Genomic DNA, 17,671 nt, shown 5'->3' on the forward strand with positions numbered 1-17,671 from the left:
CACTCGTCCGGCGAGCAGCTCAACGCTGTACTGACATCGAAGATAGCACCGGATTCCGCACTCGTCTAGCACTCTCGGGTGGAGAGTGCCAGACGATTTCCCGGCGGTGTCCGCCGACCTTGCTCAGCCGAGTTCGGTTGCGTCGATGGTGAATCCGGCGTCGCGGAGGCGATCGATGAGGGCATCGCCCATCGCCGCCGCGGTCGTCAGGACACCGGTGCGAGCCGGCAGGCGGTCACGGTCGAGCGCGAGCGCCAGAGCACTCTCGGCGAGCATCACGGCGGTTGCCTTGTATCCGGGGTCGCCCTGGGCGCGCATCTGTGAGCGGTAGCGACGGCCGGTGGACGTCCGGGTGAACGTCTCCACCACGAAATATCCACTGTTGCGGGACTTCTCGCTGGGGCCGTCGCCGGGCTTCGGGAGAACGCGGTCGAGGAGGCGGCGGGTGGGGCCGAAGCTCATGGCACCCATGAAGGCGCCGGTGCCCACGGCCACCGCGCCGGCGGCCAGGGTCGACACGGCCGGGACCCCGCCCACGTTCATCGTCTCCGCATAGTGGAAGTTCGAGCCGTAGGCGTTGTCCAGCAGCGCATTCGACCGCCGCACGATCCGGGTGTTGTGTGCCGCCATGAAGAACGGGGCGAGCGTGCCGCGCAGCGACGGGTCGACCTTCTTGGCGTTGATGATCGACAGGTCGCTCGGCTCGTCGGACAGGCTGACCCGGGGGACCTCACCGGGGCCGCCCGAGAGGGCCTGCGGGTTGAGCATCAGGCGCCGGGCCTGAGAGTTCTTGGCCTCGTCGGCGATGACCCGCATCGAGTCGATGGTGCCGCCGGACAGGCCGCCGCGCATCGACTTCACCACGAGCGTGGTGTCGGTCATCTCGCCTGCCCCGTCTTCGGTGACCTTCTTGTAGAGCGCATAGGTGGTGATGTCGGACGGGACGGAGTCGAAGCCGCAGGAGTGCACGATGCGCGCACCCGAGGCGACTGCGGTGTCGTGTGCCTTGTCGATGGAGTAGCGGACGAAGGGGACCTCGCCCGTGAGATCGACGTAGTCGGTCCCGGCGGTCGCCGCCGCGACGACGAGCGCCTCGCCGTACTTGAGGTAGGGGCCGACCGTCGTGCAGACGACCTGCGTGCGGGCGACCATCGCGTCGAGCGCGGCCGGCGAGTTGGAGTCGGCCACGATCAGCGGCCAGTCCCGGGCGCGGAGCGGCAGGCGGTCGCGGACCTTGGTCAGCTTGGACTCGTTGCGGCCGGCGAGCGCCACCTTGGTGCCGATCGGGGCGTGGTCGGCGAGGTACCGCGCGGTGATCTCGCCGACGAAGCCGGTGGCGCCGTAGACGACGACGTCGAACTCGCGGCCGTGCGAGCCGGCTGCGGACTGGTTCTCGTTGCTGTTTGTCTCGGTGTTGGATTCCCCGCTCATCCTTCCGACCTTACGTGGGACGCCGGTCACATGTGACCAGGGAGTCAGTTACTTTCCCCGACCACCACGCCGGGAGGCGGCACGCGCGGCGAACGGCGCCACGAACAGCATGAGGAGGACCCGCAGGATCTGCGCCGCGACGACGAAGGCCACGTTGCCGCCGGCCCCGGTCGCCGCCGCCAGGACGGCATAGATGCCGCCCGGGGTGGTCGCGAGGTAGCAGTCGAACATCGACTCCCCGGTCCACGCCGACAGCGCGACACCGAGCAGCGCGCACCCGACACCGATGGCCAGGATCAGGACGAGCGCATACGGCAGGACACGCCCGATCGCGCGCAGCCGCTCCATGGTGAAGCCGAGCCCGGCCTGCCAGCCGATCAGCGCATAGGCGACGGTGAGGAGGATCGGGGACACTGCGGCGTCGCCGGCGATGCCGGCGAGCTCGGCGGCCGTCGACAGTGCGAGCGGGCCGAGCAACCCGGCGGCCGGGAGTCGCAGCAGTCGACCCACCGGGATACCGACTCCCAGGCACACGACGAGCAGCAACAGCCCCCACGCCTGGTCGGTCCACGACGCCGGGACGACCTCGACCGCGCCCTCGCCGGCCCCGAAGACGAGGGAGGCGACGAGCGGGATCGTGACGGTGACGAGCGCGACGCGCAGGTACTGGATGACCGCGACCATCCGTTCGTCGCCGCCGAACTCACGGGTGAGGGCGACCAGCCCGGAGGCTCCGCCGGCCACCAGTGCGAGCGAACCGGTGAGCGGGTCGACGTCCCGGTGCAGACCCAGGAGTGCGCCGCAGATGACCGAGATCGCCAGGGTCGCGACACCGATCACCAGCACCGGGAACCACGTCGAGCCCAGTCCGCTCAGGGTTTCCGGCTCGGCCATCGTCCCGATGTACACGCCGAGCACACCCTGGGACGAGACGAACGCCCAGCGCGGCACGATCGGGGCGTCGGGGTCGTCGTCGGAATTGCGTTGCCGGGGTGCACGACCGGCGATGGCGAGTAGGCCGGCGACGACGAGACCGGCGAACAGGGCCGCCGCGTCGACGTCGAAGAACTCGAGGATCAGCGTCGCGGCCGCGGTCAGGAGGGCCAGCAGTGTCCAGCGACGCATTGTGCCCACAGTAGGGCAGCACCTCGACGTCGGCCGTGCGAGGTCGAGGTTGGCGGGCCGGGATCAGGCGGGCTGAGCGGTGCCCAGGCTCAGTGCCCCATGGGGTTTCGGGACACCCGGTTGATAGAAGGAGTCGACGGTGCCGAGCGCGAAGCCGGCCGCGGTCAGTTCGGCACGGACGTCGCGGGTGAGATGGCAGCCGCCGGCGACGCGTTTCTGGATCGGCTCGAGCCGACGCTGCCACGTGCGCACCTTCTCGTCGGGGGCGAGGCCGTGTTCGAGGAAGGCCAGGGTGCCGCCCGGTCGGAGTACGCGCCGGATCTCGGCGAGGGCCGCGCCGAGGTCGGGGATGGTGCACAGGGTGAAGGTCGACAGCGCGGCGTCGAAGGATTCGTCGTCGAAGGGGAGCTTCTGACCGTCGAGGCCGGAGCGCTCGATCGGCACGCTCGATCCCGCGACGCGGTCGGCGGCCATCGACCAGCCGACGTCGGAGGGTTCGACCGCGGCGACCTCGGTGATCGTGTCGGGGTAGACGCCGACGTTGAGGCCCGAGCCGAAACCGACCTCGAGCGTCCGACCTCTCAGCGGAGCGCAGGCGCGTTGCCGCAGCGGCGTCAGCGCGGACATGCCGCAGGTCATCTCGACCAGATGCGGAACGATGCGGTCACCATAGAAACCCACGTGACCAGCGTAACGCCGCTCCCCGGCGCATCGCCGGGAGTTCGAGTCCCTACGCTTGAGGAATGAATCGACCGGTTCCGAATCCCTCGACGCTGCAGGCGCGGGTCATCGTCGACGAGATGATCCGGGGTGGTGTGCGGGAAGCCGTGCTGTGCCCGGGGTCCCGGAACGCGCCGCTGGCCTTCGCCCTACACGCCGCCGACGCGACGGGCCGGCTGCGGCTGCACGTCCGCATCGACGAGCGGTCGGCGGGCTATCTGGCGTTGGGTCTCGCGGTGTCGTCGAAGGAACCGGTGCCGATCGTCATGACCAGCGGCACGGCCGTGGCTAATATGGGTCCGGCGGTCTTCGAGGCCAACTACGCCCGCGTCCCGCTGGTCGTGATCAGCGCCAACCGGCCCTATGAGCTGCTCGGATCGGGCGCCAACCAGACCGTCGAACAGTTCGGTCTCTTCGGCACCCAGGTGCGTGCCGCGATCAGCCTCGGCCTCGCCGAGCGTGACCTCGACACCAACAGCCAGTGGCGGTCGGCCGTCGGTCGTGTGCTCGCCGCCGCGCGCGGTGCACGCACCGGCAACGCCGGTCCGGTTCAGTTCGACATCCCGCTGCGGGAACCCCTCGTGCCCGATCCGGACGAGGTCGGAGACGACGACCTGGGCTCCTTCGCCGGACGTCCCGGCGGCCTGCCGTGGACGCAGGCGCCGGTCGGCAAACTCGACGTCCCGCTGCCCATCGACCTGTCGCTGGACACGGTCGTGGTGTCCGGTCACGGCTCCGGTGAGCATCCCGCGCTCGCCGACGTGCCGACGGTCGCCGAACCGACCGCGCCGCATCCGGCAACGCCGCTGCACCCGCTCGCACTGGACACTGTGCGACCCAAGCAGGCGATCATCTGCGGCCGTCCGACGCTCCATCGCGGGGTCTCGCGGCTGCTCGCCGACCCCGAGGTCCGGGTCTACGCGCTGACCACCGGCCCGCGCTGGCCCGACGTCTCGGGCAACGTCTTCGCGACCGGCACCCGCATCGAGGTGGTCGGCGAACCGCGCGAGGACTGGATCAAGGAGTGCGGCGCCGTGCAGGAACGCGTGGCCGGTGCGGTGGAGGCCGAGCTCGACGAACCCGGTCCGACCACCGGGCTGCACGTCGCCCGCGCGGTCAGCGCCGCGATGGCACCGGGTGACCAACTCGTCGTCGGGGCGTCGAACCCGATCCGCGACATCGCGCTCGCCGGACGGGTCGCCGAGGGTGTGCGCGTCCTGTCCAACCGTGGCGTCGCCGGCATCGACGGGACCAATTCGACGGCGATCGGCGCCGCACTGGCCCTCGACCACGAACGTCCGGGCGCTCGCACGATCGCGCTGATGGGGGACCTGACGTTCATCCACGACGCCACCGGCCTGGTCATCGGGCCCGGGGAGCCGCGGCCCGACTCGCTGCGGATCGTCGTGGCGAACGACGACGGCGGCGGGATCTTCGGCCTGCTCGAACAGGGCGACCCGCGCTACAACGCCGGGCAGTACGCCGGCGCCTACGAGCGCGTCTTCGGAACCCCGCACCGCACCGACATCGCGTCGATGTGCGCCGGCTTCCACATCCCGCACCGGCGCGTCGGCGTCGACGAACTGCGCAGCGTCCTCGCCGAGAGCCCGACGGCCGGCGGCATCGAGGTGATCGAGGTCGCCACGGATCGGGACCGGCTGCGGTCGGTGCACGCGGCGATCGCGGCCCGTCTGAAGGCGTCGGCGGTCTAGACTGCGCGACGGCGGTCCCGTACCCGCCGCGGCGGCCGGTTACCCTGAACGGCATGAATCCGGTGATCCAGCGACGCGTGCAGCTCGGGCTGCTGGTCGTCGGGATCACCATCACCGCGATGGCGTTCTCGCTCGTCGCCGGCTGCTTCAAGAACGACTCCGCGATCGAGGCCAGCAAGGCCACCGTGATGGCCGAGGTGGTCTCGGTGGACGCGCTGCACGCCGCAGTCGACTTCCAGACGCCCGACGGCTCGTTCCACAGTCCGCGCTTCGGTCTGCTCTATCCCACCGAACTCAGCGAGGGCCAGCGGATCAGCATCGAATACGCCGCCTATAATCCGGATCTCGCGCGCCCGACCGGACGCACCGCCATGCTCTCGATCATCCCGGGCCTGTCCGTCGCCGTCGTCGGCTGGGTGGTCGTCGGCCTGCTGATGGTCGGGGTCGCGGAGTTCAGCCGGCGCCGGAACCGCCGGACCGCGGAGACCGCCGGTGACACCGAACCTTCCGACGCTGATTCTTCCGGCGCCGATTCTGCCGGCGCCGACGAGGAGTCCCTCAGCCCGCGATGACCGTCGTGGTCCCTCCGGAGATCACGAGTGCTTCGTCGTCGCGCAGGAAATGCAGCCGATGGTCGGCGAACTCCTGCCGCGTCCGATCGATCCGGCCGCGTCCGCCGACGGTTCCCTCCGCATGCGGGACAACCGTGACATCGATGAGTTCGAGGCCGGTGGTCGAGGTCAGGGGCGCTGCCTCGGCCGGGTCGTCGAGTAGCGCGAGCGGCGCGATGTCGGGGCCGGTGACGCACGCCCCGGCACTGACGCCGATGTAGGGCAGTCCGCGCCGGACCGCGTCGACGAGGGCGCGGTCGGCACCCGCGTGGCGGAGCGCGCCGAGAAGATGGAAGACGTTGCCGCCGGACACGAACACCGCGTCGATCTCGCCGAGTGCTCGGGTGAACGTGGCCGCCGAGACGAGTTCCGGATCGACGTCGACGACCTCGAAACCCTGATCGCGGAGGCTGCCGCGATCGAGGTCGAGCCAGGCCTGGTCGGGGTAGATCGACGACGCGGTCGGGATGAAGCCGATGCGGGCACCGGCGCCGACCCGGGGCACGAGGAAGTCGCGCACCGGGGTGAGCCAGCGGCTCAGCAGCAGTAGGTCCATGTCGGGCACACATCCACTGTGCACCGGCGGCGCGGGTCGTCGGGAATTCACCAGGCGTTGCGCATCGAGTCACGCGCTTCGCCGCTGCCGGACAGATCCGACGCGCAGGGTCGGGGTATGCGTGTTGCGATCGTCGCCGAGAGCTTCCTGCCGCAGATGAACGGGGTCGTCAATTCCGTTCTGCGGGTCGTCGAACATCTGGAGTCCACCGGCCACGAGGTGGTCGTCGTCGCCCCGGACACGCCGCGGGGATGTGCGTCGGCACCGCGGACCGTCGGCCGGCGCACCCCTGTGCATCTGGTGCCGGCCGTGCGGGTTCCGCGGGTGACGTCCCTGCCGGTCGGGGTGCCGATGCCGGTGCTGTATCGGGTGCTGCGCGACTTCGCGCCCGACGTCGTGCACCTGGCCTCACCCTTCGTGGTGGGGGCTGCCGGGGCGGCGGCAGCCCGGGCGCTGGGGGTGCCGACGGTCGCGGTCTTCCAGACCGACGTCGCCGGGTTCGCCTCGGCCTACCGGCTGGGTGCGGTGGAGAAGGCGGCCTGGCGGTATACCCGGAAGCTGCACGAGATGTGCGATCTGACCCTGGTCCCGTCGACCGAGACGATGAACGCTCTGACCGCACGCGGGGTGCCGCGGTTGCGGAGGTGGGGCCGGGGCGTCGACCTCGACCTGTTCTCGCCCGACCGGCGGGACGAAGCGCTGCGGACCGGCTGGCTGCGTGGCCGCGAGGACGCGCTGGTGTGCGGGTTCGTCGGGCGGCTCGCGCCGGAGAAGCAGGTCGAGCGTCTGGCCGGCCTGTCGGGGAGTCCGCGGGTGCGGCTGGTGGTCGTCGGCGACGGTCCCGAACGTGCCCGACTCGAACGGCTGCTGCCGGACGCGGTGTTCACCGGCGAACTCCGGGGAGAGGCGCTGGCGCGCGCCTACGCCTCCTTCGATGTCTTCGTGCACGCCGGCGAACACGAGACGTTCTGTCAGACGATCCAGGAGGCGATGGCCAGCGGCCTGCCGGTCGTCGCGCCCGACGCCGGTGGGCCACGCGACCTGGTGACGCCGTTCCGCACCGGCTACCTGCTCGAGGTCGCGCGCTTCGAGGACGCCCTGCCCGCGATCGTCGACTCGCTGCACGACGACGCGGTGCGTGCCGCATTCGGCCGGGCGGCGGTACAGGCGGTGCGAACACGCACGTGGCCTGCGGTGTGTGCCGAACTCGTCGGCCACTACCGGTCGGTGACGGGTGCCGGGGTCGCGGCCGAGTTCGACCGACCCGCCTGAGCGCGACCAGAATCGCCGGGCCCACCTCGCGGTCGTCACACCGTCGGCGCGCGGTAGCGTGACTCCCATGGCATCGACGGGCGCGAACCCACCTCAGCGAGCAAGTCTGGAGAAGGATCCGGCCGAGGTCGCGGCCATGTTCGACGGCGTCGCCCGCCGCTACGACATCACCAACACGGTGCTGTCCTTCGGACAGGATCGCGGGTGGCGCAAGAAGACCCGCAAGGCGCTCGATCTGCGCCCGGGCGACATCGTCCTCGACCTCGCCGCGGGAACCGCGGTGTCGACCGTCGAACTCGCCTCGTCGGGTGCGCATTGCGTCGCCGCCGACTTCTCGCTCGGCATGCTGAAGGCCGGCGCACACCGCAACGTACCCAAGGTCGCGGCCGACGCGTTGTCGCTGCCGTTCGCCGACAACTCCTTCGACGCGGCCACCATCTCCTTCGGCCTGCGCAACGTCAACGACGTCCCCAAGGCCCTCGCCGAGCTACGCCGGGTCCTGAAACCCGGTGGGCGACTGGTGATCTGCGAATTCTCCACGCCGACGCTCAAGCCGTTCCGGACCGTGTACATGGAGTACCTGATGAAGGCTCTCCCCGCGGTCGCGACGAAGGTGTCCAGCAGTCCGGCCGCGTATGTCTATCTCGCGGAATCGATCCGGGCCTGGCCCGACCAGTTCGCCCTCGGCGACCTCATCCGCGAAGCCGGTTTCGACCAGGTGCGCTGGCAGAACATGACCGGCGGCATCGCCGCGATTCACTCCGCCCGCGCCTGAGACTCCTCGCCGACTGCGGCGGCGAGGGGGTGGTCAGGAACCGGCGGCCTGCTGCGCATCCTCGGTGAGGAGTTCGTGCGGAACCGGGCAGCCTGCGGCGCCGGCCTTCTCGCCCTTCGGTGCCGGGCAGCCCGCGCCGAAGGTGCCGAGCTCCTCGAGGCGGTAACCGTTGGGGTAGCTGCGGATCTGCTTGGTCTGGCGGCCGAACAGCGGCTCGGCCCGCGGCGGGAAGAACAGCCGGATCGCGAGGCCACGGGCCTTCAGGCCGCCGCGTACCAGGATGCGTTCGACGAGGGTCGGCTTCGGGTACTTGAACGCGGTGAGCAGGCGATCGTCCATGAGCGCGAACGACATCCGGCGCACCACCGCGCGGGGGAGCAGCTTGTAGGGCATGAAGGTGCCCAGCAGGTCCAGCGTCGAGTCCGCGACCGCCAGGGCGTCGGCGCTGAAGGCGAAGTTGGCCGTCTCGTAGTCCTCGTAGAACTGCTTGAAACCCTCGTAGGTTTCCGGGATGTCCTTGATGCCCATGAGCTGCCCGACGCGGCGGTAGTAGTTCGTGAGGCCGCGGACCTCGTGGTTGGTGAGCTTGCGCCACTCGTAGGCGTTGACCCACTCGACCGGGCACACCACGAAAGTCGAGAGCACGTAGAGGAAGTCGCCGTTGGGGATGTCGTACATGCCGTGCATCTGGTTGATGCGGCGGATGCCGGCGCGGCCGAGGGGGCTGTCGACGCCGTGCTCGATCGGGGCGTCGAGCAGGAGCACCGTGTCGTCGTAGCGCTTCTGCGTCGACTCGGTGAACTGGCTCGTCTTGTACAGCAGGTCACCGATGGACGGCACCGCGTACGTGCGGAACAGTGCGAAGCTCAGCGCCTGGGTGATGCCCCAGGGGAACTCCTGGGTGGCCAGCGCCCGGGCGACGGCCGTGGGGTCGTGGTCGGCGTCCATGCGATCGATGTCGCCACGCAGGTGATAGCGCTGCGCCACCCGGTTCTGGACGGCGTGCTTGGCGCGGGTGGCGAGAGTGGATGCGGTGGACATGTTCCATCTCCAGGGTCGGCGGGTGGTCTCGATTGTTGCACGGTGTGGTCGGCGCCACACTGTTGGAACAGTACCGCCTCAACGTCTCATTAGGTACCGGGGGTGGTGAGACGTCGCAGATTTTCCCGCGGGACCAATTCCTTCCCGCTTGCCGGACAGCGCACGCGGGAAGGAAACGACACCGCGGGAGGGAAACCCGCACGCGGGAGTTCGGGCCCTCAGGCGAACGGCGGCCGCGGATCGATCCGGTTGGAGACGCGGCCCACGGTCCGCCAGGCGCGGGCCACGAGGTCGGTGTCCTCGTCGGTGATCAGATTGCCCATGACACGGACGACCAGCGACATCAGTTGCGGGGAGCGGATGCCGGGACGGCCGAGCGTGGGCACGGTCTGCGGCATCGTGAGGAGTCCGGCGAGGCGTCGGGCGGCGGAGAACGCGAGCCCGTAGTGGCCGACGAGGATGTCGCGCCAGCGGTCGGTGTAGTCGTCGGCGCCGAGGAGTTCGACGGCGAGCCGGGCGGTCTCCATCGCGTAGTCGATGCCCTCGCCGTTGAGCGGGTTGACGCAAGCGGCGGCGTCGCCGATGAGTACCCAGTTGCGGCCCGCGACGCCGGTCACCGCACCGCCCATCGGCAACAGTGCCGACGCGATGCGGACCGGCGGTCCGTCGAGAGCCCACTCGTCGCGGACCATCGTCGCGTAGTGCTCGAGGATCGGCCGAAGGGCCATGTGCGCCGGGCGTTTCGACGTGGCCAGTGCCCCCACGCCGACGTTGACCAGACCCCCGCCCTCGCTGCCCAGCGGAAACACCCAGCCGTAGCCGGGGAGGAGGTCGCCGTCGGGGCCGCGAAGCTCGAGATGTGAACCCATCCAGTGGGAATCGGCCCGGCCCGACGGTGCGTACGCTCGAGCCGCGACACCGTAGGCGGTGTCTCGATGCCATTCGCGCCCAAGGGCTTTGCCGAGTCCCGACCGCACCCCGTCGGCGACGATCAGGTCGGTCACCCGCACGGTATGGGTGGTGCCGCCCGCGAAGAATGTCACCGCGCCGACCCGGTCGCCGTCCATCGTCACGTCGACGGCCTTGGCGCCCTGGACCATGGCGACACCAGACGACACCGCGTGCGCCCGGATCGCATCGTCGAACTCGGTCCGTGCGACCGCGCTGCCGTACGCGGGGAAGCGGCCCGATGGCCAGCGGACCTGCTGCCGCGCACCCCACCCGTTGAGGAGTAGGCCGTCGATGCGGGGCCGGTCGGCCACCAGCGAACCCAGGCCGAGTGCGTCGAGTTCGGCGATCGCGCGCGGGGTGAGTCCGTCGCCGCACGTCTTGTCGCGCGGGAACACCGCGGCGTCGACCAGGACGACGTCACGACCGGCCGCCGCGGCATGTGCTGCCGCCGCCGATCCGCCCGGTCCCGCGCCGACCACCAACACGTCGGCGTGATCGGGGAAGGAGACATCCCGGGGCGTCGATTTCTCAGGGCTCACCCGAACAGTATGTCCGTACCCCGGACCGGATAGGCTCGGCAGGCAGGTGGGGTTACGAGGACACTCGGGCCTCCGCCGACACACATTAGCCGGATCAGACGAGATGGGGCGGCGTAGCTGTGAAGTCCATATTCGCCGGGTTGGACCTGGTATCGGATGAGTTCGCCGAAACGGTGCGCTCCTCGTTGCAGAAGGTCGAGGACCTGCTCCTGGGTGAGCTCTCATCCGGAGACGAGGTCATGACCGAAGCGGCGACGCACCTGGCCAAGGCCGGCGGCAAGCGGTTCCGGCCGATGTTCGCAATCCTCGCCTCGCAGTTCGGGCCGCGTCCCGACTCGGAGGACGTGATCACCTCGGCCACCGTCGTGGAGATGATCCACCTCGCGACGCTCTACCACGACGACGTGATGGACGAGGCCTCGATGCGTCGCGGCGCCCCGAGCGCCAACGCCCGCTGGACGAACTCGATCGCGATCCTCTCCGGCGACTTCCTGTTCGCGCGCGCCTCGCGACTGGTGTCGACGCTGGGTCCCGAGGCGGTGCGCATCATCGCCGAGACCTTCGCCGAACTCGTCACCGGCCAGATGCGGGAGACCGTCGGCGTGAAGCCCGGCGCGGACCCCATCGACCATTACCTGCAGGTGGTGTGGGAGAAGACCGGTTCGCTGATCGCGGCCGCCGCACGCTTCGGCGCGATGGCCTCCGGCGCGACCACCGACGACATCGAACGACTCTCCAAGATCGGCGACATCGTCGGCGTCGCCTTCCAGGTGTCCGACGACATCATCGACATCAGCTCGGTGTCGGTCGACTCGGGCAAGACCCCGGGTACCGACCTGCGCGAGGGTGTCCACACCCTGCCCGTGCTCTACGCGCTCACCGGAGACGACGCGACGTCGGCGCGGTTGCGTGAACTCCTCGTCGGTCCCGACGGCGGTTCACGGCCGCTCACCGACGACGCCGAGGTCGCCGAGGCTCTTCGATTGCTCGAATCGTCGGCCGGCATGGCCGCGGCACGCGCGAAGCTGCAGAGCTTCGCCGACGAGGCCCACGCGATGCTCGCCGAGTTGCCGGAGACCCCGGCACACAAGGCGCTCTCGTCGTTGGTGGACTACACCATCGACCGCGTCGGGTAGGTTTCGACACGCCTCCTCGCTGCGCTCGTCGCCTGCTCAACCAGCAGGGTTAGCGGCCGTTGCGGGCCATCTCCTGAAGACGTCGGATGCGTTCGGCGGTCGGCGGGTGGGTGGAGAACATCTTCGCCATGCGATCGCCGGCGCGAAACGGGCTCTCGATCATCATGTGCGACTGCGCGGCGATGTCGGGCTGCGGTGGCAACGGCGCGGCCTGGACGCCGCCGGAGATCTTCGCCAGGGCGGAGGCGAGTGCCAGCGGGTCACCGGTCAGCTCGGCGCCCGACTCGTCGGCCTGGAACTCACGTGACCGCGACACCGCCATCTTCACCAGCGTGGCCGAGATGGGTCCCAGGAACGCGATGAGGATCATCGCGAGCGGGTTGGGGCCGTTGTCGCGGCCGCCGAAGGCGCCCATGAACATCGCGAAGTTCGCCAGACCGCTGATCACCGCGGCCATCGCACCGGCGATGGAACTGATCAGGATGTCGCGGTTGTAGACGTGGGACAGCTCGTGACCGAGTACCGCGCGCAGTTCCCGCTCGTCGAGCAGCTGCAGGATGCCCGTCGTGCAGCACACGGCAGCGCTCTTCGGGTTGCGGCCCGTCGCGAAGGCGTTGGGCGACTCGGTGGGGGAGATGTAGAGCGCCGGCATCGGCTGGTGGGCGGCCGTGGCCAGTTCGCGCACGATCCGGTAGATGACGGGCGCCTGCAGCTCGGTGACGGGCTGGGCGTGCATCGCCTTCAGGGACATCTTGGCGCTGTTGAAGTACACGTAGGCGTTCATGCCCACGGCGACGATCACCGAGCCCCAGAGGATCAGCGGGCTCTGGAACAGGGCACCGATTCCGACGATGATCGCCGACATCACACCCAGTAGGGCTGCGGTCTTCAATCCGTTGAAATGCATCGGGGGTCCTCGTCTGTCGTGCGCCGAACCAGGATGAAGGCGCCTCGTTCATTCAAACGACGCAGTGTCCGTTTGGGTTTCCGACGGCCCGCGGTGCGATCTTGCACACATCTGCGGCCGCCGGGCGTCATGCTCGGTGGGGTCGACGAGCGATATCCCCGCCCGCCAGGGGATCGCGGGCGGGGATGTCGGCGTGAATGTCAGCGGTAGTTGACGAACTGCAGGGCGATCCCGAAGTCCTCGCCCTTGAGCAGGGCGATGACGGCCTGCAGGTCGTCGCGCTTCTTGCTCGAGACGCGCAGCTCGTCGCCCTGGATCTGTGCCTTGACGCCCTTGGGGCCCTCGTCGCGGATCTTCTTGGAGATCTTCTTCGCGTGCTCGGAGTCGATGCCCTGGACCAGCTTGCCGCTGATCTTGAAGGTCTTGCCGGAACCGACGATGTCGCCGGCGTCGAACGCCTTCAGCGAGATGTCGCGGCGGATCAGCTTCTCCTTGAACACCTCGAGACCGGCCTGCGCGCGCTCCTCGGCGTCGGAGGTGATCACGATCGTCTCCTCGCCGGACCACTCGATACCGGTGTTGGTGCCGCGGAAGTCGTAGCGCTGTGACAGCTCCTTGGCAGCCTGGTTGAGGGCGTTGTCGACCTCCTGGCGGTCGACCTTGCTCACCACGTCGAACGATGAATCAGCCATGTCCGACAGGTTATGTCATCGCCTCGGGTGGACTGGGTGCGTGGCGGGGTTTCGACGTAGCCCAACCGGCACAGGTACGCGGCTCGACCGGCAGAGGGGACGACGCCCGACCGGCAGCGCTCGCGTCGGGTCGGCCGGGAGCTGCCAAAACTGAGGCGCTGACCAGCCGGTTTGCGTGCGGACGTATGGTTCGTTGTATTCTTCACCGCGTTGTTCGAACGACCGTCACGGCGGCCGTGGGAGCAGCACGGCAGGTTGCCCGAGCGGCCAAAGGGAGCGGATTGTAAATCCGTCGCGCAAGCTACATAGGTTCGAATCCTATACCTGCCACGACGTGGTGAACATCCATGAAAACTGCCTGACAGATGGTCTCTGACCAGCGATTTGTCTAGCACGGACATGAGTGTGTAACCTCGTTAAGGCTCTCGAGCAGAAATGCCCGGGGCACGCCCCCTTAGCTCAGTCGGCAGAGCGTTTCCATGGTAAGGAAAAGGTCGACGGTTCGATTCCGTCAGGGGGCTCGCTGGACGACAAGTCCGCGGGGCGGTGTAGCTCAGCTGGTTAGAGCGCACGACTCATAATCGTGAGGTCGAGGGATCGAGTCCCTCCACCGCTACACATCGGGTCCGACCGGAACCGAGCGCAAGGGTCGCAAGCCCTGAGGGAACTGCCGAACCCGACCACGTACCACTCGAAAGAAGGCAATCAAGTGGCCTCCTCAACAGATGTTCGCCCCAAGATCACCTTGGCATGCGAGGTGTGCAAGCACCGTAACTACATCACCAAGAAGAACCGCCGCAACGATCCCGATCGCCTCGAGATCAAAAAGTTCTGCCCGAACTGCGGCAAGCATCAGGCGCACAAGGAATCGCGCTAAACGACGTCAGTCGGCGATTTCGGTACAAGAACCAGCACACGGGCTGCCTCTGCGAAGAGGCAGCTCGTTTTGCTTGTTGCCGGGCCAAGGGGTCGCCTGGGCGCAGTGTGCTTCGCACAACTGAATAAATTCAATCGAGACAACACGCGCAGCGCGGCGCGGGTGGGTCGTCGACTTTCGGCCCACGTAGTCCGGTCCGGGCCCCTCCCGGTCGGTCATGCGAAGGGAGCAGTAGTCAATGTCAGACGCGAGTGGAACAGACCTCCAGGAGCGGATCGCCGAGTCGAGGAACGGCGGCGTCAAGCTCACCCCCGAGGAGATCGCCGCGCACACCCAGTCGCTTGTCGGCTTCCACTACACCGTCGACGACTACTACGAGATCGGCCGCGAAGAGGTCCGCAAGCACGCGATGGCCGTGCAGGACGCGCATCCCACCCACTGGAGTGAGAAGGGCGCCCGCGAGTTCGGTCACGAGACCCTCATCGCCGCTCCCACCTACGTCTCCGTGCTCGGCATCATCGCCCAGCGCAAGCTGTTCGAGGACGTGATCACCGGCTACGACATGTGGCAGATCATGCAGACCGACCAGCGCCTCGTCTACCACCAGCCGATGAAGGTCGGGGACCGCCTGATCTGCGACGTCTCCCTCGAGTCGTTCCGCCACGTCAGCAGTCCCGAGATGATCGACCTGATGGTCACCAAGAACGTCATCTGGAATCAGCACGACGAGCCGGTGATGACCACCTGGACCTCGCTCGCCGCACGTCCCGGCATGGACGTCGATCCCGAGCTCGAGGCCTCCCTCGATCACGTGATGATGAAGATCGACGCCATCGGCGATCCCGGGCACACCGTCGAGGCCAAGGCCGGTCGCTACGACCTGCCCGACCCGACCCAGACTCCCGGCGCGTACGCCGCGGTGAACTTCGACACCCTGACCGTCGGGCAGGAACTGACGCCGAAGCGGTACTTCCTCACGCGCGGCAACCTGTCGAACTACGCCGGTGTCGCCGGCGACCCGAACCCGATCCACTTCTCCGATCACGTGATCAGCGCGGCCGGGATGGACGACGTGGTCGCCCACGGCATGCAGACGATGGGCCTCGGCGCGAGCTTCGTATCGGAGTTCATCGGCGACCCGGCCGCTTTCTGTGAGTACAGCGTCCGCTTCACCAGCCCCGTGTACGTCCCGGCCGACGACAGCGCCGCCGTCGACTTCACCGGCAAGGTCAAGTCGCTCGACCCGGAGACCCGACGCGGCACCATCGCGATCACCGCGAAGCAGGGCGACCGCCGGATCTTCGGCCGCGCCACCGTGGTCGTCCAGTTCAACTGACGCCCTCCGCACGCAACACGCCACGACGGCGGCGCCCCGTCGGGGTCGCCGCCGTCGATGCGTACATCGTTTCGGCAGATCGTGCGGTGCGGTGGTGGTGCCAGGCAATCCGCTGGACCGGTCAGCTCGGTCTTGCTACGGTCGCGGCCATGTACTCAGGCATCGCGTCGATGAAGCTCTGGACCCGTCGCTGACGGCGACGAGCCCTCTCATCCTCTGAAGTTCTCGTTCGTCGTCCCGGATTCGCCGGCCGACGCTTTCGTCGTGTCCGGCACCGGTCAGCGTTTCGTACCGACGAGCCGAGAGCATACGCATGCCCGCATCACGCACCACTTCATCATCGATCCCCTCTTCTCCGCCCCAGCAGTTTCCCGCAGGGTCGGCCGCACACATCCGCGCGCAAGGACTGCATGTCTCCCGCGGTGACCGGCAGATCCTGAACGACGTCGGCGTGATCGTCTCCGCAGGATCACGACTCGCCGTCGTCGGCGAGAACGGCCGCGGCAAGACCACGCTTCTCCAAGTCCTGGCCGGAATCACCACACCCGACGCGGGAACCGTTGCGCGCCATGGCACCATCGCGTTCGTCGGGCAGGATCTACCAGTCGGTGCGCGCACCGTGGGAAGCCTCGTCGACGACGCGGTCGGCGATGCCCTGGCCGCTTTGGAGCAACTCGATCGGGCGGCCGCGGATCTCGCGACCGGCACCCCGGGAGCCGAGGACGCCTACGCCGATGCGCTCGACCTAGCGACCCGCCTCGACGCGTGGGATGCCCAGCGGCGCATCGACATCGCGCTCCAGGCCTTGTCCGCGTGCGCCGACCGTGCGCGCCCGCTGTCGACGCTGTCGGTAGGCGGGCGACACCGTGTGCGCCTCGCGGTCACCCTCGGTTCCGGTGCCGATCTGCTGCTCCTCGACGAACCCACCAATCATCTCGACGCCGAGGCGCTGCGCTTCCTGACACGACGGCTGCGTGAGCGCGTCGGCGGGATGGCGGTCGTCAGCCATGACCGCGCGTTCCTGCGCGACGTGGCGACCACCTTCGTCGATCTCGACCCCAGCCGTGACGGACGTCCGCGCGTGTATGCGGGCGGGTACGACGGTTGGGTTGCCGGTCGTCGACGGGAGCGTGAGCGATGGGAGCAGGAACACGCGGCGCAGCAGGCCGAACATGCCGAACTCGTGCGGGCCGCCGACGCTGCGAGGGATCGGCTGCAGACCCACTGGAGGCCCGACAAAGGCACCGGGAAGCATCAGCGGGCCACGCGCGCCGGGGGAGCGGTGCAGGCGTTCAACCGCCGCGTGGAGGAACTCGAAGCCCACCGGATCACGGTTCCCGTCCCACCCCGGCACCTGAACCTGCCGGCGTCCGGTACGCGGCCCGGCGCGCCGATCGTCGACGTCACCGACGCGCGGGTGGCCGGTCGGCTGCGGACGCCGGTCTCCGTCGCGCTCACCGGCGGCGACCGGCTGCTGATCGTCGGACCCAACGGTGCCGGCAAGTCGACCCTGCTTGCCGTTCTGGCCGGTCAGACGCACCCGGACGAAGGGCGTGTGGACCTCCGTCGAGATGCCCGCGGCGCGTTCCTCGCGCAGGAGGTACCGAGCTGGGACCCGTATCGCACCGCCCATGAGATCTACGACGAGCAGCGGCGCCGCCTGGAGACGGATCAGCCCGACGTGCCGTCGCTGCGCGGTCTCGGCCTGCTGGACGCGGCGGCCGCGCGAACCCCGGTGGCGCGGCTGTCGCAGGGCCAGCAACGGCGCCTGCACCTGGCACTGTGCCTGGCCGCCCGGGCCGACCTCTTGCTCCTCGACGAGCCGACCAATCACCTGTCGGCGAGCCTCGTCGACGAGCTCACCGAGGCCCTGCAGAACGTCGATTGCGCGGTCGTCGTCGCCACCCACGACCGGAAGATGCTGCACGATCTCGAGGGCTGGCCGCGCATCGAACTCGCAGGACAGCAGGTGTCATGACCGTCTTGGACG

Annotated in this window: 16 protein-coding genes and 3 tRNA genes; 11 read left to right on the plus strand and 8 right to left on the minus strand. The window is 68.9% G+C overall.

Going from position 1 to position 17,671, the window contains the following annotated elements:
- Positions 1-123 precede the first annotated feature (123 nt).
- From GKZ92_RS04865 to GKZ92_RS04875, 3 genes are all read right to left on the minus strand, one after another.
- On the minus strand, positions 124-1,431 hold the full coding sequence (locus tag GKZ92_RS04865) for a saccharopine dehydrogenase family protein (RefSeq protein WP_006358198.1): 1,308 nt from the start codon (positions 1,429-1,431) through the stop codon (positions 124-126).
- Between the two features lie 48 nt (positions 1,432-1,479).
- Entirely contained in the window at positions 1,480-2,556 is a 1,077-nt protein-coding gene (locus tag GKZ92_RS04870; protein ID WP_006358199.1) for an AbrB family transcriptional regulator, read from the minus strand.
- Positions 2,557-2,619: 63 nt separating this feature from the next.
- The gene (locus GKZ92_RS04875) at positions 2,620-3,237 is read right to left on the minus strand and encodes a class I SAM-dependent methyltransferase (RefSeq protein ID WP_035753291.1); all 618 of its coding nucleotides are present in this window, start codon (positions 3,235-3,237) and stop codon (positions 2,620-2,622) included.
- Between the two features lie 62 nt (positions 3,238-3,299).
- On the opposite strand from GKZ92_RS04875, the gene menD reads away from it, so the two are divergent.
- Positions 3,300-4,988 (plus strand): 2-succinyl-5-enolpyruvyl-6-hydroxy-3-cyclohexene-1-carboxylic-acid synthase, encoded by a 1,689-nt coding sequence (gene menD / locus GKZ92_RS04880; RefSeq protein ID WP_035753289.1) that lies wholly within the window; start codon positions 3,300-3,302, stop codon positions 4,986-4,988.
- A 53-nt stretch (positions 4,989-5,041) separates the two neighbouring features.
- Positions 5,042-5,560: a hypothetical protein gene (locus tag GKZ92_RS04885; RefSeq protein ID WP_006358202.1), complete on the plus strand. Its 519-nt coding sequence runs from the start codon at positions 5,042-5,044 to the stop codon at positions 5,558-5,560.
- Here GKZ92_RS04885 and GKZ92_RS04890 read toward each other — a convergent pair.
- Positions 5,547-6,164 (minus strand): Type 1 glutamine amidotransferase-like domain-containing protein, encoded by a 618-nt coding sequence (locus tag GKZ92_RS04890; RefSeq protein ID WP_035753286.1) that lies wholly within the window; start codon positions 6,162-6,164, stop codon positions 5,547-5,549. The two genes, GKZ92_RS04885 and GKZ92_RS04890, sit on opposite strands and share 14 nt — an antisense overlap.
- Before the next feature lie 108 nt (positions 6,165-6,272).
- Here GKZ92_RS04890 and GKZ92_RS04895 point away from each other — a divergent pair, with 108 nt between their 5' ends.
- Both GKZ92_RS04895 and GKZ92_RS04900 read left to right on the plus strand, forming a co-directional pair.
- Positions 6,273-7,427, plus strand: a complete 1,155-nt coding sequence (locus GKZ92_RS04895) for a glycosyltransferase family 4 protein (RefSeq protein ID WP_040004055.1) — start codon at positions 6,273-6,275, stop codon at positions 7,425-7,427.
- A gap of 67 nt (positions 7,428-7,494) precedes the next feature.
- Complete coding sequence (locus GKZ92_RS04900; protein ID WP_005199624.1) at positions 7,495-8,202, plus strand: demethylmenaquinone methyltransferase; 708 nt, start codon at positions 7,495-7,497, stop codon at positions 8,200-8,202.
- A gap of 33 nt (positions 8,203-8,235) precedes the next feature.
- On the opposite strand, the gene GKZ92_RS04905 is transcribed toward GKZ92_RS04900, so the two are convergent.
- Both GKZ92_RS04905 and GKZ92_RS04910 read right to left on the minus strand, forming a co-directional pair.
- Positions 8,236-9,243: an oxygenase MpaB family protein gene (locus GKZ92_RS04905; RefSeq protein WP_006358205.1), complete on the minus strand. Its 1,008-nt coding sequence runs from the start codon at positions 9,241-9,243 to the stop codon at positions 8,236-8,238.
- A 218-nt stretch (positions 9,244-9,461) separates the two neighbouring features.
- Positions 9,462-10,733, minus strand: coding sequence for a geranylgeranyl reductase family protein (locus GKZ92_RS04910; protein ID WP_035753282.1), 1,272 nt, complete (start codon positions 10,731-10,733; stop codon positions 9,462-9,464).
- Between the two features lie 119 nt (positions 10,734-10,852).
- Here GKZ92_RS04910 and GKZ92_RS04915 point away from each other — a divergent pair, with 119 nt between their 5' ends.
- On the plus strand, positions 10,853-11,869 hold the full coding sequence (locus GKZ92_RS04915; RefSeq protein WP_006358207.1) for a polyprenyl synthetase family protein: 1,017 nt from the start codon (positions 10,853-10,855) through the stop codon (positions 11,867-11,869).
- 49 nt (positions 11,870-11,918) lie between these two features.
- Here the strand turns inward: GKZ92_RS04915 and htpX are convergent, their stop codons facing one another.
- Together htpX and GKZ92_RS04925 are read right to left on the minus strand one after the other, a co-directional pair.
- Positions 11,919-12,776: a zinc metalloprotease HtpX gene (htpX, locus tag GKZ92_RS04920; protein WP_035753280.1), complete on the minus strand. Its 858-nt coding sequence runs from the start codon at positions 12,774-12,776 to the stop codon at positions 11,919-11,921.
- Between the two features lie 200 nt (positions 12,777-12,976).
- A complete protein-coding gene (locus GKZ92_RS04925) occupies positions 12,977-13,468 on the minus strand; it encodes a YajQ family cyclic di-GMP-binding protein (RefSeq protein ID WP_006358209.1) in 492 nt (163 codons plus the stop codon).
- 249 nt (positions 13,469-13,717) lie between these two features.
- Here GKZ92_RS04925 and GKZ92_RS04930 point away from each other — a divergent pair.
- From GKZ92_RS04930 to GKZ92_RS04955, 6 genes are all read left to right on the plus strand, one after another.
- Positions 13,718-13,798: transfer RNA gene (locus GKZ92_RS04930), tRNA-Tyr, on the plus strand.
- Between the two features lie 118 nt (positions 13,799-13,916).
- A tRNA-Thr gene (locus GKZ92_RS04935) sits at positions 13,917-13,989 on the plus strand.
- A gap of 21 nt (positions 13,990-14,010) precedes the next feature.
- Positions 14,011-14,084, plus strand: a tRNA-Met gene (locus GKZ92_RS04940).
- A 93-nt stretch (positions 14,085-14,177) separates the two neighbouring features.
- Positions 14,178-14,345 (plus strand): 50S ribosomal protein L33, encoded by a 168-nt coding sequence (rpmG, locus tag GKZ92_RS04945; RefSeq protein ID WP_003929651.1) that lies wholly within the window; start codon positions 14,178-14,180, stop codon positions 14,343-14,345.
- A 238-nt stretch (positions 14,346-14,583) separates the two neighbouring features.
- Positions 14,584-15,681 (plus strand): fused (3R)-hydroxyacyl-ACP dehydratase subunits HadA/HadB, encoded by a 1,098-nt coding sequence (locus tag GKZ92_RS04950; RefSeq protein ID WP_035753278.1) that lies wholly within the window; start codon positions 14,584-14,586, stop codon positions 15,679-15,681.
- A 313-nt stretch (positions 15,682-15,994) separates the two neighbouring features.
- Positions 15,995-17,659: an ATP-binding cassette domain-containing protein gene (locus GKZ92_RS04955; protein ID WP_051405934.1), complete on the plus strand. Its 1,665-nt coding sequence runs from the start codon at positions 15,995-15,997 to the stop codon at positions 17,657-17,659.
- The last annotated feature ends 12 nt before the right edge of the window (positions 17,660-17,671 follow it).

This window comes from Gordonia sp. 135, from assembly GCF_009720185.1.
In the GTDB taxonomy this organism is placed as follows: Bacteria; Actinomycetota; Actinomycetes; order Mycobacteriales; family Mycobacteriaceae; genus Gordonia; species Gordonia alkanivorans.